Origin of the sequence: Caloramator sp. CAR-1 (assembly GCF_030546345.1) — a bacterium.
Lineage (GTDB): Bacteria > Bacillota > Clostridia > Clostridiales > Caloramatoraceae > Caloramator > Caloramator australicus.
This window is the reverse complement of record NZ_JAUONW010000003.1, coordinates 26,922-52,051: the sequence shown is the minus strand read 5'-3', so window position 1 is coordinate 52,051 and position 25,130 is coordinate 26,922. Positions and strand designations below refer to the sequence as shown.

The 25,130-nt window shown below is 30.0% G+C and carries 31 protein-coding genes; 14 read left to right on the top strand and 17 right to left on the bottom strand.

Annotation, left to right across the window (positions count from 1 at the left end; all coding sequences use genetic code 11):
* Positions 1-391: UPF0236 family transposase-like protein (locus Q3V94_RS00410; protein ID WP_303524543.1), on the bottom strand; the 391-nt coding region annotated here is incomplete at its 3' end.
* 115 nt (positions 392-506) lie between these two features.
* Entirely contained in the window at positions 507-938 is a 432-nt protein-coding gene (locus Q3V94_RS00405) for a CBS domain-containing protein (RefSeq protein WP_274767484.1), read from the bottom strand.
* A 119-nt stretch (positions 939-1,057) separates the two neighbouring features.
* On the opposite strand from Q3V94_RS00405, the gene Q3V94_RS00400 reads away from it, so the two are divergent.
* From Q3V94_RS00400 to cax, 5 genes are all read left to right on the top strand, one after another.
* On the top strand, positions 1,058-1,687 hold the full coding sequence (locus tag Q3V94_RS00400) for a phosphatidylserine decarboxylase family protein (protein ID WP_274767483.1): 630 nt from the start codon (positions 1,058-1,060) through the stop codon (positions 1,685-1,687).
* On the top strand, positions 1,684-2,202 hold the full coding sequence (gene pssA / locus Q3V94_RS00395; protein WP_008908067.1) for a CDP-diacylglycerol--serine O-phosphatidyltransferase: 519 nt from the start codon (positions 1,684-1,686) through the stop codon (positions 2,200-2,202). The genes Q3V94_RS00400 and pssA overlap by 4 nt, the downstream gene beginning before the upstream one ends.
* A gap of 382 nt (positions 2,203-2,584) precedes the next feature.
* Entirely contained in the window at positions 2,585-3,124 is a 540-nt protein-coding gene (gene rbr, locus Q3V94_RS00390) for a rubrerythrin (protein WP_274767482.1), read from the top strand.
* Between the two features lie 11 nt (positions 3,125-3,135).
* On the top strand, positions 3,136-3,294 hold the full coding sequence (locus Q3V94_RS00385; protein WP_274767481.1) for a hypothetical protein: 159 nt from the start codon (positions 3,136-3,138) through the stop codon (positions 3,292-3,294).
* Positions 3,295-3,355: 61 nt separating this feature from the next.
* The gene (gene cax, locus Q3V94_RS00380) at positions 3,356-4,390 is read left to right on the top strand and encodes a calcium/proton exchanger (RefSeq protein ID WP_303524538.1); all 1,035 of its coding nucleotides are present in this window, start codon (positions 3,356-3,358) and stop codon (positions 4,388-4,390) included.
* 23 nt (positions 4,391-4,413) lie between these two features.
* Here the strand turns inward: cax and Q3V94_RS00375 are convergent, their stop codons facing one another.
* The 7 genes from Q3V94_RS00375 to Q3V94_RS00345 all read right to left on the bottom strand — a co-directional run bounded on the left by Q3V94_RS00375 (position 4,414) and on the right by Q3V94_RS00345 (position 11,233).
* On the bottom strand, positions 4,414-4,524 hold the full coding sequence (locus Q3V94_RS00375) for an RCKP-type rubredoxin-like domain-containing protein (protein ID WP_156792030.1): 111 nt from the start codon (positions 4,522-4,524) through the stop codon (positions 4,414-4,416).
* A 63-nt stretch (positions 4,525-4,587) separates the two neighbouring features.
* Positions 4,588-5,457 (bottom strand): L-serine ammonia-lyase, iron-sulfur-dependent, subunit alpha, encoded by an 870-nt coding sequence (gene sdaAA, locus Q3V94_RS00370; protein WP_303524534.1) that lies wholly within the window; start codon positions 5,455-5,457, stop codon positions 4,588-4,590.
* 13 nt (positions 5,458-5,470) lie between these two features.
* Positions 5,471-6,136, bottom strand: a complete 666-nt coding sequence (gene sdaAB, locus Q3V94_RS00365; protein ID WP_303524533.1) for an L-serine ammonia-lyase, iron-sulfur-dependent subunit beta — start codon at positions 6,134-6,136, stop codon at positions 5,471-5,473.
* 13 nt (positions 6,137-6,149) lie between these two features.
* Entirely contained in the window at positions 6,150-7,025 is an 876-nt protein-coding gene (locus Q3V94_RS00360) for a YitT family protein (RefSeq protein ID WP_303524532.1), read from the bottom strand.
* Positions 7,015-8,679, bottom strand: coding sequence for a nucleoside kinase (locus Q3V94_RS00355; protein ID WP_303524531.1), 1,665 nt, complete (start codon positions 8,677-8,679; stop codon positions 7,015-7,017). The genes Q3V94_RS00360 and Q3V94_RS00355 overlap by 11 nt, the downstream gene beginning before the upstream one ends.
* Before the next feature lie 52 nt (positions 8,680-8,731).
* Positions 8,732-10,201, bottom strand: coding sequence for a glutamate--tRNA ligase (gene gltX, locus Q3V94_RS00350; protein WP_303524529.1), 1,470 nt, complete (start codon positions 10,199-10,201; stop codon positions 8,732-8,734).
* A 12-nt stretch (positions 10,202-10,213) separates the two neighbouring features.
* Positions 10,214-11,233: an SMI1/KNR4 family protein gene (locus Q3V94_RS00345; protein WP_274767474.1), complete on the bottom strand. Its 1,020-nt coding sequence runs from the start codon at positions 11,231-11,233 to the stop codon at positions 10,214-10,216.
* Positions 11,234-11,345: 112 nt separating this feature from the next.
* Between Q3V94_RS00345 and Q3V94_RS00340 the strand changes: the two genes are divergently transcribed.
* The 3 genes from Q3V94_RS00340 (at position 11,346) to fba (ending at position 13,510) form a co-directional block, all read left to right on the top strand.
* Positions 11,346-12,011: a DUF421 domain-containing protein gene (locus Q3V94_RS00340; protein WP_303524527.1), complete on the top strand. Its 666-nt coding sequence runs from the start codon at positions 11,346-11,348 to the stop codon at positions 12,009-12,011.
* Positions 12,012-12,015: 4 nt separating this feature from the next.
* Positions 12,016-12,408 (top strand): DUF4363 family protein, encoded by a 393-nt coding sequence (locus tag Q3V94_RS00335; RefSeq protein ID WP_303524525.1) that lies wholly within the window; start codon positions 12,016-12,018, stop codon positions 12,406-12,408.
* 172 nt (positions 12,409-12,580) lie between these two features.
* Positions 12,581-13,510, top strand: coding sequence for a class II fructose-1,6-bisphosphate aldolase (gene fba, locus Q3V94_RS00330; protein WP_274767472.1), 930 nt, complete (start codon positions 12,581-12,583; stop codon positions 13,508-13,510).
* Between the two features lie 9 nt (positions 13,511-13,519).
* On the opposite strand, the gene Q3V94_RS00325 is transcribed toward fba, so the two are convergent.
* The gene (locus Q3V94_RS00325; protein WP_303524522.1) at positions 13,520-14,437 is read right to left on the bottom strand and encodes a diguanylate cyclase; all 918 of its coding nucleotides are present in this window, start codon (positions 14,435-14,437) and stop codon (positions 13,520-13,522) included.
* 116 nt (positions 14,438-14,553) lie between these two features.
* Between Q3V94_RS00325 and Q3V94_RS00320 the strand changes: the two genes are divergently transcribed.
* Positions 14,554-15,288: an arginase family protein gene (locus Q3V94_RS00320; protein ID WP_303524521.1), complete on the top strand. Its 735-nt coding sequence runs from the start codon at positions 14,554-14,556 to the stop codon at positions 15,286-15,288.
* Positions 15,289-15,314: 26 nt separating this feature from the next.
* On the opposite strand, the gene Q3V94_RS00315 is transcribed toward Q3V94_RS00320, so the two are convergent.
* From Q3V94_RS00315 to Q3V94_RS00305, 3 genes are all read right to left on the bottom strand, one after another.
* Positions 15,315-16,478 carry an LCP family protein gene (locus tag Q3V94_RS00315; protein ID WP_303524519.1) on the bottom strand — a complete coding sequence of 388 codons (1,164 nt, stop codon included), beginning with the start codon at positions 16,476-16,478 and terminating at the stop codon, positions 15,315-15,317.
* Between the two features lie 94 nt (positions 16,479-16,572).
* Positions 16,573-18,105, bottom strand: a complete 1,533-nt coding sequence (locus tag Q3V94_RS00310; RefSeq protein WP_303524518.1) for an alpha-amylase family glycosyl hydrolase — start codon at positions 18,103-18,105, stop codon at positions 16,573-16,575.
* Position 18,106: 1 nt separating this feature from the next.
* The gene (locus Q3V94_RS00305) at positions 18,107-18,598 is read right to left on the bottom strand and encodes a DUF6106 family protein (RefSeq protein ID WP_303524517.1); all 492 of its coding nucleotides are present in this window, start codon (positions 18,596-18,598) and stop codon (positions 18,107-18,109) included.
* Between the two features lie 61 nt (positions 18,599-18,659).
* Here Q3V94_RS00305 and Q3V94_RS00300 point away from each other — a divergent pair, with 61 nt between their 5' ends.
* A complete protein-coding gene (locus Q3V94_RS00300; RefSeq protein ID WP_303524516.1) occupies positions 18,660-19,205 on the top strand; it encodes a class IV adenylate cyclase in 546 nt (181 codons plus the stop codon).
* On the opposite strand, the gene Q3V94_RS00295 is transcribed toward Q3V94_RS00300, so the two are convergent.
* The 3 genes from Q3V94_RS00295 to Q3V94_RS00285 form a co-directional block, all read right to left on the bottom strand.
* Positions 19,197-20,108, bottom strand: coding sequence for an AEC family transporter (locus tag Q3V94_RS00295; RefSeq protein WP_303524515.1), 912 nt, complete (start codon positions 20,106-20,108; stop codon positions 19,197-19,199). The genes Q3V94_RS00300 and Q3V94_RS00295 overlap by 9 nt on opposite strands.
* A gap of 81 nt (positions 20,109-20,189) precedes the next feature.
* On the bottom strand, positions 20,190-20,396 hold the full coding sequence (locus Q3V94_RS00290) for a heavy-metal-associated domain-containing protein (RefSeq protein WP_008908348.1): 207 nt from the start codon (positions 20,394-20,396) through the stop codon (positions 20,190-20,192).
* Between the two features lie 37 nt (positions 20,397-20,433).
* Entirely contained in the window at positions 20,434-21,108 is a 675-nt protein-coding gene (locus Q3V94_RS00285) for a metallophosphoesterase (protein WP_008908349.1), read from the bottom strand.
* Between the two features lie 61 nt (positions 21,109-21,169).
* On the opposite strand from Q3V94_RS00285, the gene Q3V94_RS00280 reads away from it, so the two are divergent.
* From Q3V94_RS00280 to Q3V94_RS00270, 3 genes are read left to right on the top strand one after another with little or no spacing between them, the layout of a single operon-like run.
* Positions 21,170-22,324, top strand: a complete 1,155-nt coding sequence (locus Q3V94_RS00280) for a hypothetical protein (protein WP_303524513.1) — start codon at positions 21,170-21,172, stop codon at positions 22,322-22,324.
* Positions 22,321-22,581 carry an EscU/YscU/HrcU family type III secretion system export apparatus switch protein gene (locus Q3V94_RS00275; RefSeq protein ID WP_008908351.1) on the top strand — a complete coding sequence of 87 codons (261 nt, stop codon included), beginning with the start codon at positions 22,321-22,323 and terminating at the stop codon, positions 22,579-22,581. Before Q3V94_RS00280 ends, Q3V94_RS00275 begins: the two co-directional genes overlap by 4 nt.
* A gap of 4 nt (positions 22,582-22,585) precedes the next feature.
* Complete coding sequence (locus tag Q3V94_RS00270) at positions 22,586-23,368, top strand: DUF2225 domain-containing protein (RefSeq protein ID WP_303524512.1); 783 nt, start codon at positions 22,586-22,588, stop codon at positions 23,366-23,368.
* On the opposite strand, the gene Q3V94_RS00265 is transcribed toward Q3V94_RS00270, so the two are convergent.
* Positions 23,365-23,862, bottom strand: coding sequence for a thioredoxin family protein (locus Q3V94_RS00265; protein ID WP_303524510.1), 498 nt, complete (start codon positions 23,860-23,862; stop codon positions 23,365-23,367). The two genes, Q3V94_RS00270 and Q3V94_RS00265, sit on opposite strands and share 4 nt — an antisense overlap.
* 146 nt (positions 23,863-24,008) lie before the next feature.
* Between Q3V94_RS00265 and Q3V94_RS00260 the strand changes: the two genes are divergently transcribed.
* Positions 24,009-24,830, top strand: coding sequence for an RMD1 family protein (locus Q3V94_RS00260; RefSeq protein ID WP_303524508.1), 822 nt, complete (start codon positions 24,009-24,011; stop codon positions 24,828-24,830).
* Positions 24,831-25,130: the final 300 nt, after the last annotated feature.

The window sequence follows — 25,130 nt, the reverse complement described above, 5'->3', positions numbered from 1 at the left end:
GCCTTATCTTTACTTCTTTATCCACCTTCTCATGTTTCCTTATACCTATAACATCATCAAGTAAATATCTATATTCTCCGCTCTTTCTTGATTTGTAGTATGTTCTTGAATATTCTATTCCTCCTAGGAGCGTAATAATACTTTTCTTGTCTTTTCTTTCAACTATCCATTCCTTTTTTCTCTTATCATCTTCTTTAATCGCTTTATCTAATTCTTCTAAAAAGTCTTTTATTATATTCCTTCCAAGTTCATCAGTCGATTCTTTAACTACCTCAACAAGTTTTGTAAAATCCCATTCTTTTGACAGCATTTCTTCTACATTTTTTATTAATTTAGTAGTGAAATTTATTAAATGTTGTTGTATAATATCATGTTGTATAATATTATTCAAAAGAGACACCCCCTTATTGATTTGTGTTTTTTCCACTTTTTATTTTACCACAGGGGTTGTCTCTTTTAAATTTTTGTCCTTTTTCATCCTACAATAATTTTACACTATGACCTTTTTAATAATATAATATATGAGTTGGTTTTGAAATATCACTCAAAGCTTCTCCTGCATCATCTGCAAGTTTAGATTCAACTGCTATGTCTCCTATTGCGAGCATTCCAACTAATCTGCCATTTTCCACAACTGGTAATCTCCTTACTTGCTTCTCCGCCATTACCCTTGCAGCATCATGAATATCCATATTAGGATTTGCTGTTGTTACTCCAACCGTCATAACATCCTTTGCTAAAACTTCATTAGGATTTTTACCAAAAGCAATATCCCTAAGAACTATATCCCTATCTGTTACAATACCAACAACTTTGTCTCCGTCAAGAACTGGAACAGAACCAACATTTTTATCTTTCATGATTTTTGCTATTTCTACAACTGGTGTATTGGGTGTTACATAAGCTACATTGGTAGTCATAAAATCTTTAACCTTCATTTATTGCACCTCCTAAATTATAGTTTTCCCCATAGTTTGTTAATAATTCTTTTAAAATATTGTAAAATATATTGTAATTTTATATAATAACTATAAAAAGGCTTAAAGGAGACGTGATTATGAAACTAAAAATTAGACCTGAAAGTTTTCCCTACGCACTTATTCTTTTTATAGTTTTTGTTGTTTTTTATTTTATTAACAAACTTTTATCCATCCTGCCACTTTTATTGATATTATTCGTTTTATTCTTTTTTAGGGACCCTGAAAGAAATATAACTATAGATGAAAAATGTTTTCTATCGCCAGCTGATGGTAAAATAATCGAAATATCAGAAATTTATGAAGATCAGTTTTTTAAATCAAAAGCTATTAAAGTTAGCATATTTTTATCATTATTTAATATCCATGTTAATAGAAGCCCTATAACTGGCAAGGTAACATACAAAAGCTATAGACCTGGTAAATATCTTCCAGCATTTAAGAGCCATGCATCTGAAATTAACGAAAGAAATACAATTGGTATAGAAAACGAATACACAAAAGTTCTAGTTCATCAAATTACAGGATTTGTGGCAAGGCGTATAGTTTGTTGGAGCAATATAGGAGACTTTTTAAAGCAGGGTGAAAGATTTGGGCTCATAAAGTTTGGTTCCTGCACAGAAATCATTGTGCCAATTGATACTGAAATAAAAGTAAAAGTAGGTGACTCCGTAAAAGGAGGATTAACTGTTATAGGAGTGATAAAATGAACGTAAAAATAAACAAAAATATTATTCCCAACGTATTTACTTTTTTTAATTTAACATGTGGTATGTTATCAATTATTTTTACATTAAATTCCAACTTTAAAATAGCCGCATTAATGATCATCCTCGCTGCATTTATGGATAGATATGACGGACGTATAGCAAGGCGATTTGACGCTGTATCTCCTCTTGGTAAGGAGCTTGATTCCCTTTGTGATTTAATTTCCTTTGGTGTTGCACCTGCTGTTCTTTCATGGAGCAACTTTTTGATAAATTTTGGAATTATAGGATACATTATTTCAATAATATTCCCAATAGCTGGGGCATATAGATTGGCAAGGTTCAATGTAACACCCTTTAACAACTATTTTATTGGGGTCCCAATAACTTTCGCAGGTTTTTTTCTTGCAGTTGATAATCTAATTGCTATATCACTGCCTCACAATATTTTATCTGCAATTATCATGTTGCTTTTATCCTATCTTATGGTATGTAAAATCAAATTTAAAAAGTTCTAAGAGCCCATGGGCTCTTTCAGATTGTAGACAAACCCTAATTGGTATTCAGGCTTTACAAGAGCCCCGTGAATGGATTTCAAAAAGGCATCTCTCATGAGCTTTAGCAATTCTTGCTTTTCGACTTTTCAAAAGTCGTAATTCTGCACACGGACGTGCAGAGCCGAGTGGCCGACACGGATGTCGGCTCACGAGAGTAGGACTTTTGAAAACAAAGAAAAGCTTAGAATTGCTTAGCGAAATGAGCGAATGCCAGGGAAATCCTTCACGGGGCTTATCAAAAATAACTTTTTCAACAGTCTTTAAGAGCCCATGGGCTCTTTTTTGTGTCAAAATTATAGGTGCTGCATATTATGTTATTGTAGTTTATTTTAGGAGTGGTTTGATGAATCTTAAGGGGAGCAAAACAGAGCAAAATCTATTAAAAACATTTGCTGGTGAGGCAAGAGCAAGAAATAAATATTCCTTCTTTGCAGAAAAAGCAAAGGAAGAGGGGTATGAATTCATCGCATCCGTTTTTAACGAAACATCTGATAACGAAAAAGCCCATGCAAGAAGGGTTTTTAATGATTTTTTAAAGCTTAATAAGTCTACTTCAGAAAATTTACTTGAAGCCGCAATGGGAGAAGCTTATGAGAGTGAAAAAATGTATAAGGAATTTGAAACAATTGCACGCCAAGAAGGATTTAGTGAAATTGCTGATTTTTACAAGGAACTTGCTGAAACGGAAGAATATCATAGAGAAAGATTCAATACAATCCTTCAAAATTTAAAGAGCGGTAAAATATTCAAAAGGGATAAGGAAACAAAATGGCATTGCAGAAACTGCGGTTATATCCATGAGGGCTTAGAAGCACCTGAGCGCTGTCCTCTTTGCGGATTCCCAAGAAGCTATTTTGAAATTTATTGTGAAAACTTCAAATAGGAAGTGATTATATGAAAAGATGCATGATTGCATGGGTTCCAATCGAATTATTGCTAAACGATGAAGTAGATACTTTTGAAAGTTTAACAAGAAACTCACAAAAGGAAATTGAAGAAGATTTGTTTAAAGAAATAGATGAAGAATATATTGAAGAAGAGATTAATAAATGAAAATCATGTCCTTGTGTCTTTTGGGCACAAGGCATCTTTTACTAATTTAAGCGGTGATAATATGAAAAAAATAACTCTAATAATCTTATTAATTATTTTTATTTTTTCAATGTTAAATAATATATTCATTTTAAATCTCATAACTACATTTTGCTTTCTTATTATAGTAGCTATAAAGCTAAGCAGGGAAATTAATGTTCTATCCTATTGGTTTGGTGATAAGCTTGGTGGTTTTATAAGCTCAACTTCCGGAAATTTGCCAGAACTTTTTATTAGCATCTTTGCCCTAAAAAGCAATTTAATCGAACTTGTGAAAAGTGGACTACTAGGCTCTATAATTGGAAATATGTTATTAGTATTGGGACTAAGTATTTTATTTGGTGGAATCAAATATAACGAACAAATATTTAATAAAATAATTGCAAGGACAAACTTTTCTTTGTTGTTTTTGGCACTTTGCAGCCTAATCATCGCCTCTACAATTTCCTTTCAAGGGAAGCTAAACACTCATAAATCATGTATTTTTAGCTTTTATATAGCAATAATTTTGTTGCTCATATATGTATTAGGTCTTATATTTTCGTTAGTAACACATAAAAATCTTTTTTTGGTTCATTCCGACGAAAACAATAATGAGAATAACATTAAAAAAACAAATTTTATTTTAATTATCATTCTTCTAATAATAGCCTACACTTTAAGTGAACACCTAGTAAGTTTAATAAATACAGCAATTACAAAATTCAAAATTCCAGAAAAAATTATGGGGATAATTATAATGCCTTTAATAGGCAATGTTGCAGAATATATAACTGCTATATATGCTTCCCTTAAAAATAAAATTAATCTATCTATAGAAATATCAATAGGTTCAAGCATGCAGTTATTATTATTTACTCTTCCTACAATTATTATTATTGCGTTTTTATTGGGACTTCCTTTAACTTTAGTGTATAGCTTCTATGAGCTTATAATATTAATAATTTCCATAGGATTAGCATTTTTTGTATTCCAGGACGGAAAAAGCTATTGGCTGGAAGGTGCAATTTTATTAGCTTCTTACTTAATTATAATATTAGGATATTGGTTAATATAAAAGGCATGGAAATCCCATGCCTTTTACTGTTGCTTTTCAATTTTATCCTTTGGTGCACCACACTTTGGACATTTTGCAGGTTTACATCTTCCTTCCTTTGTTTCTCCACAAACAGTGCACTTAAATATTGCCATAAAAATCCCCCTTCATCTTTTGTTAAATAAATTTTACCATATCAAATCAATATTTGTAAATATTTATTCTCCAAAAATATTTTTCATTAACTTTTGACCGGTAGGCGTTGAAGCAATTCCACCCAAAGCTGTTTCCCTTAGTTCAAAGGGAAGTGACTTTCCAACTTTATACATTGCATCCACAACCTCATCAAAGGGTATAATGCTTTTTACACCGGCTAAAGCTAAATCAGCAGAAGTTAAGGCATTAACGGCACCAGAAGAATTTCTCAAATAACAAGGTGCCTCAACAAGCCCTGCCACCGGATCGCATACTAATCCTAAAATATTTTGAATAGCTATTGAAGCTGCATGTATAGCTTGTTCTGGAGTCCCTCCGGCCATTTCCACAACAGCTGCAGCCGCCATTGCAGCAGCTGAACCACATTCTGCCTGACATCCTCCCTCAGCACCTGATACTGTTGCATTTTTTGCAATTATTTGGCCTATTCCTGAAGCAGTAAAAAGGGCCTTTACCATTTCGTCTTCATTTTTTTCTAAAACCTCTGCTGCTGTTATCATAACTGCCGGCAAAATACCTGCAGAACCAGCTGTTGGAGCTGCAACTATCCTACCCATTGATGCATTGACTTCAGACACAGATAATGCTCTTGCCATAGCTTTATTTATTATATCTCCTGATATGGTTTTTCCTCTTCTATAATCTTCAACTTTTTTTGCGTTTCCACCGATGAGCCCGCTAATGGAATTAACTTCTTCATTTAATCCTTTATTTGCAGAATCCATCATAACCTTTAAAACGTTCCTCATTCCTTCAAATACTTCTTCTTTGGTTTTTCCTGTTCTTTCGCATTCAAAATCTAAAACTATTTCCCAAATTTTTTTATTTGATTCTTTAGTTAAGTTTAATAAATCCTTCCCTTTAGTATACATAAAATTATCCTCCTTATACCGGATTTATTGCTACGACATTAATCATATCTTTTATATTTTTAATTTTTTCTATTACTTCATCATCCAATTTGGCATCTAATTCTATAATTGCAGTTGTAATCTTTTGAGGATTTCTTGTAACCTTCATATTTGCTATATTAGCATCTACTTCTAATATAAATTTTGATATATCTGCTATCATACCCTTTCTGTCTTTATATTTAGTAATTATAGTTGGATATTCTCCAGTAAATTCTACTTTCTCACCATCAATCTCGGTTATTAATATATTTCCCCCACCAATTGATGAGCCCATTACTTCTATTGTTTTTTCATTATCCTTATAAAAAACAAATTTAACTGTATTAGGGTGTTGATCCCCTAAGTCAGTAGGAATAAAAATTATTTCTATCCCCTTTTCCTTTGCAATTTCTAAGGAGTTTCTTAGTCTTTCATCATAGGGTTCCATACCTAAAACTCCTGCAACAAGGGCTCTATCAGTTCCATGCCCTTTATATGTTTTTGCAAAGGAGCCATGAAGGTAAAATTCCACCTTTTTAAAATCCTCTCCTGCAATTTTACCTGCTACTTTGCCAAGTCTTGCTGCACCAGCTGTATGGGAACTTGATGGTCCAATCATTATAGGTCCTAATATGTCAAAAACACCGTAAAGTTTCATCTAAACACCCTTTCTATATTGTATTTTTAAATCCCTTTCCCTGAACTTCAGCTGCATCTATTATAGTAACAAATGCTCTAGGATCAATATCAAAAGTAATGGATTTAATTTTTACTAGTTGATTTAAAGTTATAATACAATATATTACTTTCTTATCATCGCCTGTATAAGCTCCTTCTCCATGCAAAAATGTTACACCTCTACCTAGTTCATTCAATATGTGTTTAGAAATTTCCTCGGTTTTATTCGTTATAATCATAACCATTTTCTTTCTATCAAATCCCTGTAGAATTGCTTCAAAAACCCTTGAGGATATAAACATTGAAATCAAAGTATAAAGTCCAGCTTCAATATTGTTAATTAAACTTCCAGCTAAAACTATAAAAAAATTTATTCCAAATGCAATAGACGAAATGTTTATTCCTAATTTCTTTTTTAATGCTACAGCAACAATGTCAGTACCTCCCATAGACCCTTTATTTTTTAGAACAATACCTAATCCTATACCATTCAGAACACCACCATATATAGAGGACAATAATATATCTTTAATAAAAAAAGTTTTATTTATTTCCCTCGTTAAAATTAAAAAGAGGGAAAGTAAAAATACGCCTAAAGCACTAAATAAAATAAAATCAAAATCAAGCTCCTTCATTCCATAAAGGAAAATAGGGATATTTAATGTTATGACTAAATATCCTGAAGGGATTCTTGTTAAGTATTGCACAATTATAGCAATGCCAGAAACTCCTCCACTTAATAGCCTGTGGGGAACTATAAAAGCATTTATCCCCACAGCTGAAACAAAACACCCAAAGGAAATAAACATGAATTTAATAAGAAAATTTATAGCTTTATTCTCTTTTATCCAATTTAAATTATTCTTCAAAACAGCTACCCCCAATAAATTCTCTTAAAATTGAATTTTTAGGTATTAAATCTTCAATATTATTATCTGCCTCAATAAAATATTCAAGGAATAACATAAGTCTGTAAGCTTCTAAATATGCAGGGCTATCCTTTGGAATTTCTTTTAAATGCTTATAAGCATACTTTTTTAATATTGGCATTTCATAAGCTAATGTAGAATTAAACATTACATCTGCTTCCTCTTGGAATGGGAAAATATTTTTTTCTTCACCCATTCTTACTTTAGGCCAAGACAAAATTGTATCTTCTGGACTCTTTCCTCTATATTTTGCATCTCTGACTATTCTTCTTAAAAGTCTAACGTCAGTTGTAGGAATTCTATTATGATCGTCTAAATTAAGTTGAGTTAAAGCGCTTATATAAATTTTAAATTTGTTCTCCCTAGGAATAGAATTAGTCAATAGCTCGTTTAATCCATGGATACCCTCTATTACTAAAATTGTTTTTGAATCTAGTTTTAATTTCTTCCCTGAGTTAACCCTTTTCCCAAGAACAAAATCAAACCTTGGAAGTTCAACCTCTTGACCCTCAAGGAGCATACTTAAATGCTTATTGAAAAGCCCTATATCTAATGCATAAATTGATTCAAAATCATAATCTCCATTTTCGTCCTTTGGAGTATCCTCTCGATTAACAAAATAATCATCTAACGATATTGGATAAGGTTTAAATCCATGTATTCTAAGTTGTATAGAAAGCCTTTTAGAAAAAGTAGTTTTTCCTGATGATGAGGGCCCTGCAATTAACACTAATTTAATTTTATCCCTATTTTCATATATTTTGTCTGCAATATAGGCAAGTTTTTTTTCGTGCAATGCTTCAGAAACTAAAACTATGTCTTTTATATCCCCATCGATTACCTTTTCATTCAAAGCTCCAACATCAGCAACATCCAAAATCTTAGCCCATTCCTCAGTTTCTCTAAAAATCTTGGCAAGCTTTGGCACATCTTTAAATTTTAATATCTCTTTTGGATTTTCTTCGTTTGGATAGGTTATTAAAATTCCAGGATCATAAAATTTAACATCAAACAACTTTAAATATCCAGTTGAAGGAACTAATGGGCCATAAAAGAAATCGTATAAATTATCAAGTTTTCTAAGTTCTATAAATTCTTTATTTATATTCTTAAAAAGTCTTATTTTATCACTCATTTTTAAGCCATTAAATATTTCCATGGCTCTCTTTTTATCAACTAATTCCTTTTCAAAAGGAATATTAAGGTCAACTAATTCCTTCATTCTTAACTTTATTTTTTCTACTATATCAGCATCTAATTTTTTGTCCAGATGAATCTCGCAATAAAGAGCTTTGTTTAATGAATGTTCTATCGTTACTCTAGAACCACTAAAGACATCTTGAGCAGCCTTTATAAGTAAAAAGGCTAAGCTCCTAACATAGGTTCTAACCCCTGCTGTTTCCTTTAAAGTAATAGGTCTTATTATAGCATCCTCATAAAGCGGGGTATTCAACTCCATATAACTTCCGTTTACAACTGCAAGAACTGCTTCAATATCCCTAAAATTTCCCCTAACAATATCTTCTACTGTAACACCTTTTGGGTATAATTTGCTTGTTTTGTTATCAAAACTTATTCTTATTTGTTGGAGCATATAATGCACCTTCCTTTAAAAAATTAGAGGATATCTTTATTATATTCAAATTTTATTCAATAGCTTCTAAATATTTCTTACAATTTGTTAATCTCCTAATCGTTGAATCTTTTCCAATTATCTCAAAGGTATCGAATAGTGGCGGTGAAACTTTTGACCCAGTTTCTGCAATTCTTAAAAGCATGAATAAAATTTTAGTTTTAGTTCCTATTCTATCGCAAAAATCGCGCATTCTCTTTTCCAACTCTTCAGCGTGCCAATTGTCCTCCATCTTTAATTCTTCAATAGTCTTTTCTAATAAAAATACCATATCTTTTACCTCTATCTTTTTAACATTTTCTTTTATTAAATTTATGTCATATTCTGAAGGTTCAACAAAAAACATTTTAAAAGCCTCTTTAACCTCATCTAATCTTTTTATTCTTTCCTGTTCTACCCTCATAATGCTAAATAATTTTTTATAGTTTTCTTCATTCATTTCAAAATAATCAGTTTCCATTAAAAAGGGGACCGAAAGATCTACAAGTTCCTTAATATCCTTCCTTCTTATATAAATTCCATTAAACCATTCTAATTTTTTAAAATCAAAAACAACATTAGAATTGTTAATTCTATCAAAGGAAAACTTATTTATCATATCTTCAATAGATAAAATTTCTTCTCCATCACCTGGATTCCACCCTAAAAGAGCAATAAAATTAAGAACAGCTTCCTTTAAATATCCCATTTCCTTATATTCTCCAATATATAAAGCTCCATCACGTTTAGATATCTTGCTTCTATCTTCATTTAAAAGTAAAGGCAGATGAACATATTGTGGTATTTCTGCATCTAATGCTTCCAAAATAAGAATTTGCAAAAATGTATTAGGAATATGCTCTTGACTTCTTAATACATGGGAAATTTTCATCTTCCAATCGTCTATTGCTGTGGCAAAATTATATGTAGGAAGTCCATCTGATTTTCTTATAACAAAATCTCCTATTAAATTTCCATCCCATTTTAATTCTCCTCGAACCCCATCGTTAAAGGATATTATTTTATTTGGAACTTTAAATCTAACCGTTGGTTTTAGTCCTGATTTTAATTTTCTATCTATTTCTTCCCTTGTAAGATCTCTACATTTTCCCGAATATTTAGGTGGCTGCTTTTTTGCAATTTGTTCTTTTCTTTCCATTTCAAGTTCTTCTTCTGTGCAAAAACAATAATATGCGTCCCCTTTATCTATTAAATAATCTATGTATTTTTGATATATTTCTATTCTTTCTGATTGTCTATATGGTCCATAAGGTCCTCCAACGTCAGGCCCTTCATCCCAATCAAGTCCTAGCCACTTTAGCCCCTCATATATCCCCTTTTCTGATTCTTCGCTATTTCTTCTCATATCGGTATCATCGATTCTCAATATAAAATTTCCGTTATTTTTTCTTGCGAATATATAGTTATATAGCGAATTTCTTGCAGTTCCAACGTGAAAATTTCCGGTTGGACTCGGTGCAATTCTAACTCTTATTTCCTTCATAATAACACCTTCCTATCTTAAATGTTTTAAATCGCTTTCTATTAATCTAGAAAGATATAAAAGTCCACCCTCAACAGTGTCTTTATGTGCGTTAATTAAAATTTCTTTTATTAATTCTTTATCTTCTGTGCAATATAGTGCATTATTGTATTCTATCATAGCCTTATCATATTCATTCTGTTTTACATAATTTTTAGCTAAATAAATTCTATATTCAGCATCATAAGGATCGTATTTTATTTCTTCTTCTAAATAAATCAAAATCTCCCTATGAACATCCTCAGGAATTTCTATAAAATCCTCCTCCCAATAGCTAAAACCTGTTAAATCTAATGAGGTTTTTAAGGCATTTTTAAAATAAGATTTATAATTTTTTCCACTCAAAAGATAATGTTTGCCTAAAATATAGTATGGAGCGGTATAATAAGGAACAGTTTGGATTACCTTTTCTAAATAACCTCTTGCATCTTTAAAATTATCAAACAAATAATGCCTTCCTAAATAACATAAACTCTGGATTGCTCTATTATCAAATTCAACCATTAATTTATGATAATCCAATTCACTTTGTAATTTCATAGCCTTATCAAAATCAAAACCATATTCATCTTTTAAAATTCTTGCTCTATATAGTATTTCATCAGAAGTTATCCCATAATCCTCATCATCTTGAATTAAATTAATGGACATAATATCATCTAACATACATTTAAATAAAAATGATTTAAAGGATGAAGCCAGTAAAATAAAATTTCTTGTTTCATGAAGCCATATTCCTATATAGTAATCATTAATTCCTGATCCGTATTTGTAAAAACAATAGTAATCTCCGTTGCCAATATCCCCAAAAGGAAGCAAATTAAAATTCATTTTACCTGGAATCCTTAACAAATTATTAACTATATTTTCAGTATACTCAAATCTACAACTTCCAAACTGAGTATCTCCACCGAATTTTTTAATAAATTCTTTATATTCATTTGGCAAAAAATAACCATATTTCATTTCAAATTTCTCAATTCTTGTCCTCATGTCCCAATTCCTTTCTTTAAGTTATGCTAAAAAAATTATACCCCTTCTTTAACAACATCTCAAGTAATTAAATTTTAATTAACTTGAAATAATAATAAACGAGGTGAACTTTATGATAGTTTTTATAAGAACTATTGTTTTGTATTTTTTTGTTGTGATTGTAATGCGAATTATGGGCAAAAGGCAAATAGGTGAACTTCAGCCCTTTGAACTTGTAATTGCTATTATGCTTTCGGAACTTGCAGCTATACCAATGCAAGAACCAGGAGTTCCTCTTTTAAATGGTATAATTCCTATACTTACCTTAATGATACTTGAAGTAACAATATCTTATATCTCTTTAAAATTTAGGCCCTTTAGAAAAATCGTTTGTGGAGAACCCAGCATTTTAATTAAGCATGGTAAAGTAGTTGAAGAAGAATTAAGAAGACAACGATTTAATTTAGATGATCTTTTAGAAGAGTTAAGATTGCTGAACTATTTTAATATAAGCGATATAGAATATGCAATATTAGAAACCAACGGAAAACTCAGCATAATTCCTAAACCCGACAAAGCTCCCTTAACTAAGAAAGATTTAAATATATTTTCTCCTCCAGAGAAATTACCAATAAGCTTAATACTTGACGGTGAACTTCAAAAAGTAAATCTTTTCATTGCAGGATATGATGAAAATTGGTTAAAGGAACAGCTGAAATTTTATAATATTGAAAAATATGAAGATGTTTTTATAGCCATGCTAGATACAAAGGGGCAATTATTTGTGCAAAGGAGGTAATGCTTTGAATTCAGGTAAAATTGTTCTTACAATAAATTTTATAACCCTTATCCTAATAATAATCCTTGGTATATATGAAATAAGAACCATCGAAAGGGATACTATCTCCTTTATGGAAAATCTAAATGATGTAAAAAAATCGGTTGAAGCTTCTAATTGGGATGATGCATATAAAAATATCGAAATTCTAAATAAAAACTGGGAAAGAAAAAAACAACTATGGTCTTTTTTTGTTAATCACAATGAAATAGATAATATAAGCATGTATTTAAAGCAAAGTATAGAATATATAAAGCATAGAGACAACATTGAGGCAATGGCTAGCCTTGCAATTTTAGAGCACTATCTAACTCATATATCAGAAATCGAAAAACTAAGAATAGAAAATATTATTTAATTCAAAAAACTTGAAATTATTATCTAATAGTATATAATAATAATTAGACATATTTTGTCCATATGGGACTCATTTTGTCCCATATATGTATATACATATTTATTTTTTTGTGTTATAATTTTTTTATGAATTTAATATATTAGTATAACACAAATATTAAGGAGGATTTTTTATGCCACTTGTAACAACTAAAGAAATGTTTAAAAAAGCCTATGAAGGCGGCTATGCAATTGGTGCTTTTAACATCAATAATATGGAAATCATTCAAGGCATTGTTGAAGCTGCAAAGGAAGAAAAAGCCCCAGTTATACTACAAGTTTCAGCCAGCGCCTTAAAGTATGCTAACCCTAAGTATCTTATTAAAATGGTGGAGGCCGCAGTTGAAGATTCTGGTCTTCCAATTGCTCTACACCTTGATCATGGTGAAAATTATGAAATCTGCAAAACCTGCATCGATCTTGGTTTTACTTCAGTAATGATTGATGCTTCCAAGTATCCTTTAGAAGAAAATATAAAAATCACAAAGCAAGTTGTAGAATATGCACATTCAAAGGGTGTAGTTGTTGAAGCTGAGCTTGGTAAATTAGCAGGAGTTGAAGACGAAGTAAAGGTTTCAGCAAGGGAGGCAACCTTTACTGATCCTGAAGAAGCTTATGAATTTGTTCATAAAACTGGTGTAGATTCCTTAGCAGTTGCTATTGGCACAAGCCATGGAGCGTATAAATTTAAGGGTGAAGCAAAACTTGACTTCGAAAGATTAGAAGAAATCCAAAAGAAACTTCCAGGTTTCCCACTAGTATTACATGGTGCTTCTGCTGTTATGCCTGAATTCGTTGAAAAATGTAATAGATATGGTGGAAAATTAGAAGGTGCTCAAGGTATCCCTGTTGAAATGTTAAGAAAAGCTGCTTCTATGGCTATATGCAAAATTAACATGGATACAGATTTAAGACTTGCCATGACTGCAACAATAAGAGAAGTATTTGCGACTAAACCTGAAGAATTTGACCCAAGAAAGTATTTAGGTGCTGCAAGAGAAGCTATAAAGCAAGTTGTAAAGGATAAAATAGTAAATGTATTAGGCTGTAGCAATACAATATAAAGCTGAGGGTTAGCCCTCAGCTTTATATTTAACTACCTTATTTTTACCAGTCCTTTTAGCTTCATAAAGCATCGCATCAGCCTGTTTTATTAGCTTTTCTGAATCAGTTAAAAAATTGTCCTTTGTTATTGTTCCTTGGCTCAATCCAATACTTACAGTCCATTTAAAGCCGCCCGTTTTGTCCTTTTCACATTCCCTTCTAATATTTTCTGCTAAAAAGGAGGAATCAACTAATTTCGTTATTATTATTAAAAATTCTTCCCCACCAAATCTAACAACAATACCATAATCGTTTATTGTATTCTTGCAAATATCTACTAATCTTTTCAAAATCACATCGCCCGTTAAATGTCCATATGTATCATTTATTAATTTAAAATTATCTATGTCAATAATAAAACAACTAATTATATAATTATCATGTCCTTTTGCATACATTTCTAAATATTCTCTTAAATATAGCCTATTATATGCTCCTGTAAGCATATCTTTAGTAGCTAAATCTTTAATTTTTTTATAAGCAATTTCCAGTTCTTTGTTTCTTTCCAATAATTCAAGCTGAAGTCGCCGTGTTCTTATCTGAACTTTAATTCTTGCAAGCAATTCAACTTCTGAAAAAGGCTTTTTGATATAATCATCTGCCCCCATATTCAATGCCCTTGAAACGGACTCTTCTTCTACTACTGAAGTTATTGCAATAATTGGAAGATAAGGATAAGCCCTTTTTATTTTTTGGGCAAAAGCATATCCATCAATTCCTGGTAAAATTAAATCTAGCAAAATCAAATCATAATCATACATTTTTTCCTGTAGAGCCTCTTCAGCAGAACTTGTCCACTTGACTTGGAATCCATATTTTATTAATATATCTTGTAGAACCTTACCATGAAAAGCCGAATCCTCTACTATTAATATCCTATTATGCATATTTGCCTCCTATTCGTTTGGTCAACTTTTCTTTTTACGATTCATACTTATATATTAATTTTATAATTTCAAATTTTAAAATTCAAGCTGTTTAAATCTTCATTGGAGGTGTTCTGATGGGGAGATTAAATGGCGTAAATATCATTAACTTTGATAACACCTTAATTTATGAAAGCGAATTAATTGCAAAGGCAGGAAAGGTGTTGGACTTTACAAATATATCCGGACTAAAATTGTTTTCATCCCTCGATAAGTTACAAAAATTAAGTAAAAAATTGCTTCCCACTATGAAAAGCATTAATTTCATAGGTTCTGGAGATTACCATCACATAACCTACTCTATCATATCAAATATTCCATATGAATTTTCCCTTATAGTTTTTGATAACCATTGTGATTGCAATGATATGCCTAATGGAACTATAAGCTGCGGTTCGTGGATAACTCAAGCATCTAAATTACCAAATATCTACAAAATTCTTGTTTTAGGAGTATCAAAGATTAACGCAAAATGCTTGAATAAGAATATTACTTTTCTTGAATACAATGAAAATTTTCTCAAAAAGGCTTTATCATTACTTAAAAGTTTTTCAATTTCAAAAGTATATATAAGCATAGATAAGGATGTATTAGACCCTAAATACGCTATTACAAATTGGGATCAGGGTAAAATGAAATTAAGCGAACTTTTATATATTTTAAATTATATTAAAGAAAAATATACCATTATTGGAATTGATGTTTCTGGTGAAAGCAAGCCCTACAATCCTTTATCCTTAATTCTACCAAGGGAAATTAAATTAAATCAAGAAGCAAACTTGAAAATACTAAACTCTATAATGATGAATTAATATAGGGCACCTTTTGGTGCCCTATATTATTCTGAAGGAACAATAACTTCAGAATTGTTATTAACATTATTATTACTACCAGGATTTATAATGCTTTCTTCAAGTTCTGTTTCATCTTCATTAATCGTGGGTGTTAAATCTTCCTTAGGAATGACTATTTTTATAACATTTCTAACCTTTCCCCTGTTATCTATCGGCTTGTCATTAAAATGAAAGTTATTAGCCATATATGAAGGCAAATTTGAAAATGCTATTCCTTGTGATGATAAAAACTTTTCTAAATAAACAACATTATTTTCTAAATTCGGAACAAGAACAGCCATTCCTTTTACCCTCATATTTTCAAACATTCCATCAGCGGGAATCCTTATAGTTTCTACAGGTGTATTACCAAATCTATATACAGTATATGCAAGGTTCATAAGCTTTCCAGTAGGAATATTTGTCTTTATATAATTTAAAGCAGTAGAAGCAAGATCTGGAATTTTAAATATGCTTACGCTTCTTGCTTTGTTAATCAAAATAGTTAAAACCCTTCTTTGTCTTTCCGTTCTTTCAAAATCTCCATTACCAACCTTTCTTATTCTACTATAGGATAGTGCCTGCTGTCCGTTTAGTTTTTGATATCCAGGTCCACTTAATAATGTTGCCTTTGAACCATTTACTTCTTTAATATACTTATTAATTTCCTTGACTTCATAATCCTTAACTTCAACATCTATACCGCCTAATTTATCAACTAAATCTTGAAAGGCCCTAAAATCGATGGACACATAATACTGAACATCAATATTAAAATCCTGCTGAAGGGTTTTCATTAAAAGTTCAGGCCCACCTAACGAATATGCAGCATTAATTCTGTTAAGTCCATGCCCCGGAATTGGGACATACATATCCCTCATAAAAGAAACAAGCTTTATTGTCTTTGCTTCGGTATTGATATTTGCTAATATGATTGAGTCTGTTCTTCCAATATCATTTTCACTACGTTTGTCCAAGCCAACTAACAATATATTAAAAATACCCTTCTCTTCATTATAATTAAGATTGGCACCTTGTCCATCGTTATGCTTAAAAAAATCTTTAGGAGATGGAACATAAATTTTTTTGTTTATATAATAAAATGATCCTAATGCAATACCTGCCATCACCGTTACAGCAATTAAAACAACAGCAAGAATTTTTTTCAACTTTACCACCTCAAAATTTTATAGATGCTGCATATTATTATCCCATAAAAAAAGAAATATTACAATTTATAACTAAAATTATTAACAAAAAATTTTATTTTATTATTACAGTAGAATATGGTTTTAAATTTATTTTTATTTTGTTATCTTCTATTCGAACAATTCCATCCCCTTTAAGCGTCTCACCTTTTAATTTATCATTTTGATCCAATTTCAATTCAGTATTTACTAAATTGCCCGTTAAATTATGGACTATAAATAACTTATCATTATTTATTGCTCTATAATAAGCCAATATCTCAGGTTGAGTTTCTATGATGGTTATGTCTCCCTTTGAAAGAATGTCATTACCTAATCTGAATTTAATCATGTCTCTATAAAAGTTTAACAATGACTTAGGATCATTATCCTGTTCTTCCACCGATGGTGCATAATCTCCAACATTATATTCTGAATCTATCCATTTAGTTTGACCAGGGACATATTCTTTCCCCCATTTAAAGGGTTCCCTTATATATTCATCAGGTTTTTCGCCCTTCATCCCTATCTCTTCCCCGTAATAAATAAATGGGTTACCAGGCATAGTCAATAATATGCTCGCTGCAAGCTTCATTTTATTTGCATCATTGATCTTACTCATTACTCTATCCATATCATGGTTAGTCAAGAAAGGTGCATCCACGTAATCTTTATAGGAGTTTTTATATTCATCATATATAAAAGGCAAATTATATTGTAATTTTGATGAATCTCCTTTTATAACTGCATCAATAATTCCTTCCGCAAGTTTAAAATTAAAGCAAGAATCCAAATATTTAAGATATGGTGCAATAGCCCTTTCACTACTCCAAACTTCACCGACTAAATATACATCTTTTTTTATACTCCTGCAGTAATCTCCAAATTCCTTCCACCAATTTAATGTATCCTGAACCCTATTAGGTGGATATATATGCATTGCTGCATCTAATCTAAAGCCATCTACACCCTTGTCAAGCCAATATTTGGCTATTTTCTTTATCTCTTTTCTGACTTTTTTATTATCAAAGTTTAAATCCGGCATCTCAGACCAAAAAATAGCATTGTAAAATCCGCTTCCTTTATTATACCACTGTTTTGTTCCAAGAGCCGAAGGTTCGTTCAATTTTGTATCCTGTGTGGCCCAAATGTAATAGTCCCTGTATTTGCTCTTTGGTGAGGAATCCGCATTTAAAAACCAAGGGTGTTTACTGCTGGTATGATTTACAACAAGATCTAATATAACTTTAATACCGAGTTCATGTGCTTTATTAATAAAATTTTCAAAGTCTTCATTTGTCCCATATTCAGGATTTATATTATAATAATCAGAAACATCATAACCATGATAGCTTGGGGATTTAAAAACAGGCATAAGCCAAATAGCATTAACTCCAAGTGATTTAATATATGGCAATTTTTGTATAAGTCCCTTTAAATCCCCTATCCCATCACCATCGCTATCATAAAAAGCCCTAACAAAAACTTCATAAAAAACCATTCCGTCTTGTTTTGTTCTTTCTACACTCTTTTTTGAACAGGATGAAAAATTTAATAATAAAACTATAATTAAAAATATTATCGATATTTTACCCCTAATCCCCTTCATTTTACCATCTTCTCCTCACATTATACAGATTAATTAGCCTTAACATCTCTTCATCGGGTGCTATATAAACAGCCCTCTTTCCACTAGCAAGAAATACATATATTTCTGATTTACAGTCAAAAGGAAAACAAAATATTTTTTTATAATCATCCGGAACTTTTATTTCATCAGCCCTGCCAAAAGCATCAAAATTTTTTACATCTTCATCTATTAATGTTTTGCGTTTTGATTTATTATAGATTGTGTCTATTTGAAGGTTACCATTAGTAAAAATATATTCGTATTCTTTATACTGTCTGTTTCTAAATATTCTAAAAACAAATCCCAATATTAATACTATTGCAGCTGCAATAAAATAAAGCATGCTAAACAAAAGAGCAGCTAAAAGAAAATAAAAAACTGCAAAAATAAAGGAGCAATACATTAATAAATTCAAAAACTTGTAAACAGCACTTTTTGATGTCGTTATTAATTGTTCATAAAATTTGTCCATAAAATTCCCCCTTTTAGTTGTCTTATGCAATATTTTACAATATAATCAAAATAAATTCAAAATGAAAAGGAGAGAAAATATGAAAGAAATAGAAGTAAAAGTTATTGATATCGATGTCAAACAAATAAAAGAGCTACTAATAAACCTTAATGCAAAAAAAATTAAAGAAGAATTTCAAGAAAATTATTTTTTTGATCTGCCCATCCAAAATGATGGATATATAAGAATAAGAAAAACAAAAAATCTAATTGATAATACTGAAAAAATAATTTTAACTTCCAAATTAATCATTTCAAAGAATTTAACAAGGCAAACAATTGAGAAGGATGTTGTAATTAATTCAGTAGAAGCCGGCATAAACTTTTTAAAAAGCATAGGCATTAATTTTTTGAAAAAAGCAACTAAGCACCGTGAAAGCTTTTTATTTAATAACTGCATTATAGATTTTGACACATGGAATAAAGAAGAATTCCCCTTTCCGTATATTGAAATTGAGTCGGAGGATGAAAGCTTCATTTTAGAAACAATAAAATTGCTTAAAATAGATCTATCTAATGTCACCTCAAAAACCCTCAATGAAATCAAAAAAGAAAAGGGATTAATTTAGCATCAACATAACTAAAGGAATAGTTAATGTTGATAAAATTGTAGTTAAAAAAACGCATCTTGATGCTAAATTGGTATCAGCTTGATATTTTTCCGCAAACAAAGCAGTATTAGCTGCTGCAGGCATAGCCATTATTAAAACAGGAATTCCTAATAAAAAACTTGAATAATTCAAAAGTTTTAATAAAGTTAATGTAATTAAGGGGACAACTATTAGTCGTAAAAATGTAATATAATAAAGCTTTTTATCATTAAAAAGCTTTTTGAATTCAACCTCTGCTAACATAGAACCAATAATTATCATCGATAATGGTGTTGTCGTTGAACCTACCATTTCTAAAGTTTTTTGAATTGCAAATGGTAGTTTAATTGAAAATATAAACAAAATTAGCCCTATTATAACTGAAATCAATCCTGGATTCAAAAAGGCCTTTTTAAAGTTTTGTTTTTCACCTTTGGAATTAAAGAGCATAACTCCTATTGTCCAAATAAATATATTGAAATTGATATTAAATATTGCAGCATAAAATATACCTATCTTCCCAAAAACGCTTTCAACGACTGGATACCCCATAAATCCACAATTAGAAAATATTATGGCAAACCTTAAAACGCTTTTTTCATTTTCATCGTATTTATAAAAAATATATTTGCTTATCAAGACCAATGATAAATGTAAAACTAAAGATATCATATATAATTTTGCTGCATTTAATAGCATTTCCTTTGAAAATTCATAATTAAAGGAGGATACTATCATAAAAGGCAATGTAATATTTAATATAAGCTCCGTAATGCCTTTATTTAAACTCTTTTCTATTATCCCTTTTCTTCTTGCTACATAGCCTACAATCATAATAAAAAATAACACCAAAACCTGATTAAAAATTCTGCTAATATCCATAATGTCCCTCCTAACAACCTTATATCTAAATTATATCAGCTTTAACAGCAAAAAAATATCCCCCAATTGGGGATATTTTGCCTACTTTATTTCAAAGCCATTTTTGGTGATAACATACTTTATTTTTTCATCTATCACCTGGTTTTCATCATAAAAGACATTAACTGTTCCACTTTGAAAATCCACATTTACGTCCTCAATACCTCTTATACCTTCAATAATACTTGCAACCTTCTTAGCAGACATCTCATCATGCATAGAAGGAATCCTTAAGTTTAATTCTTTCATCGCTGATCCCTCCTATAATTATTTTGTCCACATTTTTTTAAAATATCCTAATTGGATCAAAATTAATTATGTCTGCAGATGCACAAATATATTCTATTCCATCGACAAATCCATTAACACAAATGTGGCGTGCATCATAATGAATATGACCGTAAATGACTTTCTCTACCTTATATTCTTTTAAGACATCTATAAACTCCTGTGCAACACTTATTTTAGTTATTGGAGGATAATGCATAATAACTATTTTATTGTTATAACCTTTTGCACTTTCTAATGACAGTCTTAACCTTATAAGTTCTCTATTGTAAACCTTTTGATTTTTTTCGTCATCTTCATTTATGTTTATCCAGCCACGAGTTCCACATATAGCATAATCTTCGTAAGAATAAAAATTATTTTGTAAAAAAAACATATCTTCATATAAAGAATTAAGCTTAGAAATAGAACTCCACCAATAGTCATGATTTCCCTTTAACAAAACCTTTTTACCATTTAAATTATGAATGAATTCTAAGTCTAATAATGCCTCTTCGAATTTCATGGCCCATGATATATCACCAGGAATAAGGACAACATCATCTTCCATAACTTTTGAATTCCAATTATTTAAAATTTTTAAATGGTGATTTTCCCATACTTCCCCAAAAATATCCATTGGCTTATTTGATGAAAAAGATAAATGTAAGTCCGATAATGCGAATAACGCCATATCTTCACATCCCATCTTTATTTTTTTATTATTTTTCCGATAACATATAAAGGTGATAAACATGAAAATAATTAACATTAAGAGCCTTAACTATAAAACTTCGATTGAAAAAATTCAAATTGGAAAAACCTTATACGCAAAAATATTAACTAAAGATAACGGCATAGGATATTTGCAGCTACCTAACGGTCAAACTTTACAGGCAATTATACGAAACATATCAAATATAGAATCTAACAAGTTTATAAAATTTTATATTGAAAATATTGAAGATAACGTTCTTTTATTACGACCTTATAATGTTATTGAATCAAATAAAAATGATTATTTAGATATTCTAAACAAGCTTAATATCCCAAAAGAAATAGGCAAAGAAATAATCGAAACTTTAGTTAAATTTAATATTCCTGCAAATGATTTTTATATTTCATTAATTTATCAGTATATTAATTTTTTTAAATCTCTAAAAAAATTAGATAATGATAAAATTCTTTCCCTTATAAAAAAGTTTACCACAGAAAATATAACACATGCAGAGGAAACATACAAGAACATTAGCAATGTTTTGGATAAATTAAGGGAAGTAAATATAAATCATCTATGTTTTCTTATAGAAAATGATTTGGATATTAATATCGACAATGTATTTAATATTCTAGCTTTTATTGATGATATTGATTTAAACGAAGTAATCAATTCATCCGAAGAAAAATCAAAAAACAAAACCGTTGATTTTAGTTCTTTTATAAGTAAAATTAATTTGGAAAGCTCAAGCAATTGTTTAGAACAACTAAAAAGTTTAGTTGCTCTAAAAGAATTATTTGAAAAAATATGTTTAAATTATGACATTTACTACTTCAATTTCTATGATAATGATAATGTGTTAAAAAATTTACTAATTCAAAAAAAAGATAAATTTAAAAACAACATAGATAATAATGACTCCAAATTTTATTTGAGAATTTCCTCTGAAAAATTTGGGGATATAAATATATTTATAATCAATAATCTTCAAAATCTGTCAATAAAATTTTTTGTTAATAAAGAATATAAAGATATTTTTATAAATAACATTGATGATTTAGTAAATAAACTAAAGATTAAGGGGCATAAAAATACTATTATTAAAATAACTGAAAATAACAAACGAATATCAATAGTTGATTTAAATAATTTTTTTATTGATAATATAGTTGAATTGGATGTGAAGGTATGAAAAAGAAAGCAATAGCTCTAAAATACGAAAAAACATATAAAGCTCCTGAAATTGTTGCTCAAGGTTCTGGCTTTATAGCTGAAAAAATATTAGAATTAGCAAAAAAATCAAATGTCCCAGTAGTTGAAGATGAAAATTTAGCCGATGAATTATCAAAACTACCTTTAAATAAGCCTATCCCAGTTGAATTATATGAGGCTGTTGCTGAAATAATAGCATTTGTTTATAACCTTGAAAAAAAGCATACGAAAGGATGATATTATGCAGGAAATATTTTCTGGTCTTGAGGAATTTGGCTTTAATAATCTTAATGAAATAAAACTTTATGATGATGAAAAAAAAGATGAAAGTCAAATAAAAAAATCCGAAGAAATAAATGAAGAAAATTTCCTTTATGACAAAACCTATTCATGTCCAGTTTGTAATCGTTCCTTTAAAGCAAGAGCTGTAAAAATAGGAAAAATAAGATTATTAGGTAAAGATACGGATTTAATGCCCCTTTATGATAATATAAATCCTCTCTTTTATGATGTAGTAATTTGTCCTTATTGTGGTTATGGTGCAATGATAAGTTATTTCGATAAAATTAGAAGCTATCAGATAGAACTCATTTTAAAAAATATTACCCCAAAATTTAAACCTAAAGCTTATCCTAATATTTATAATGTTGATATTGCTATAGAAAGATATAAATATTCATTACTAAATTGTGCTGTAAAAAATTCAAAAAGCAGCGAAAAGGCATATAATTGTCTTAAATTAGCCTGGATGTATAGATTAAAAAAAGATTCTGAAAATGAATTAAGATTTCTTGAATTTGCATTAATTGGTTTTAAGGAAGCCTTTGAAAAGGAAAGTTTTCCAATTTGCAATTTGGATCAGCATACTCTAATGTATTTAATAGGAGAAATTGCAAGAAGACTAGGCAAAAATGATGAGGCATTATTATGGTTTGGAAAAGTTATTGTTTCAAGAAGCGTAAAACCACGCATAAAAGACATGGCAAGGGAGCAAAAGGAACTAATAAAGCAAGGCCAGCTTTAGCTGGCCAAATCTTTTAACAGTTCTATTATCTCCTTTTCAATAAGCTTTACATATTTCCCCTCTCGAAACTTTAGTATATACTGCTTTTTTTCATCATCCTTTAAATCTGTAAGTTTTTCTTTAAATTCCTTAGGAAATTCAATATAAAAGCTTCTTGGTTGGAAATCTTTGTCAAATAATAGAATAGTAGGAATTCTTGCCTCTCCCACCATATCCAAAAGCATTTTTTCATTACCATTTCTTTTAAATAAATAAACATTGATTTTTTTATTTATTTCCATTATTCTTTTTAATATAGGCAATGTTACTAAACAGTCGGGGCAATAACCTTCAGAAAAAACAATTAAGTTTACAGTTTCTTGTATTTTTTCAATAAAAGTAATATTATCTTCATCTAAAAAAATGTTATTATAAAAGTTAAATAATACGTTTTTCTGTTCCTCTGTCAAATCGTTTAAATATTCTTCAAAGCTTAATGCTTTAGTTAAATCCATACTACTCCCCCTTTCTAGCCTATAACAAAATCATAACACAGAATTGTCCATCTTTCCATAGCCTAGCTGTAATTATTAAGCTTTGAAAGTATTTATTTTACCATTTAAGGAAAAATAAATATGAGATATCCAAAGGAGTGAAAAGAATGGCAAGTTATGATTTTATATCATATACTATCGGCAACGAAATAAATCTTAATGAAATCGCCGGTCACTTCGGTATAAATAAAAAATTCAAATGGGAAGAACCTTTAATTCTAAGGGAAAGAAATCTTAAAGGTATATTAGCAAAACCCGATGATAAGCTCGTTTTTATATTTTCTTTTGGTAGCATTGTTTGTGTCAATATGGCCTTTCATGAGACACAAGATGTCATTAATTATCTAAAAAAAATAGACAAAAATCTAAGGAATAATCCTCCTTCCATGATTAAAGAGGACTTTAAATTGATCGTTAATCCCAATGCTAAATTCGAAGTTACCTACAACTCTATAATCATCAACAGAATCCAAGACTATCACTTTAATATAATAGCAACTATTTTAGCAAAATCCGTTGCTCTAGAAAAGATAGAAGAAGACATTGATATTCTTCTTGATAAAATTGAAGACATCGTGAATTTCTTAGAAAAGGGGAAATTGAATATAAGCGATGAAAACTTAGCAAAAATGTCAAGTAAAATTTTAAGATTCAAATATAACACTATATCATACATAATGCTACTTGATAAGCCTCAAATCGTATGGGAAAATGAAGATGCAGAAAAATTCTTTACCGAGCTTTCTGAGCTTTTTGAACTAAACGATAGATATGAAAAGATTAAACATAAAACTGAACTTCTACTAGATATAACAGAAATATTTTCAAGCTTAACTCAATCAAAACGAGGTGCAAAGCTTGAATGGATGGTCATAATATTATTTTTGATAGATATACTTTTATCAGTTTTAGAAAAATTACTATTTTAAAAGGGGCAATATTTGCCCCTTTCAGATTGTAGACAAACCTCCTTTTGGTGTTGAAATTTTGCAAGAGCCCCGTGAATGGATTTCAAAAAGGCATCTCTCATAAGCTTTAGCAATTCTTGCTTTTCGACTTTTCAAAAGTCCGTAATTCTGCACATGGACGTGCAGAGCCGAGTGGCCGACACGGATGTCGGCTCACGAGGGTAGGACTTTTGAAAACAAAGAAAAGCTTAGAATTGCTTAGCGAAATGAGCGAATGCCGGGGAAATCCTTCACGGGGCTTATCAAAAAATAACTTTTTCA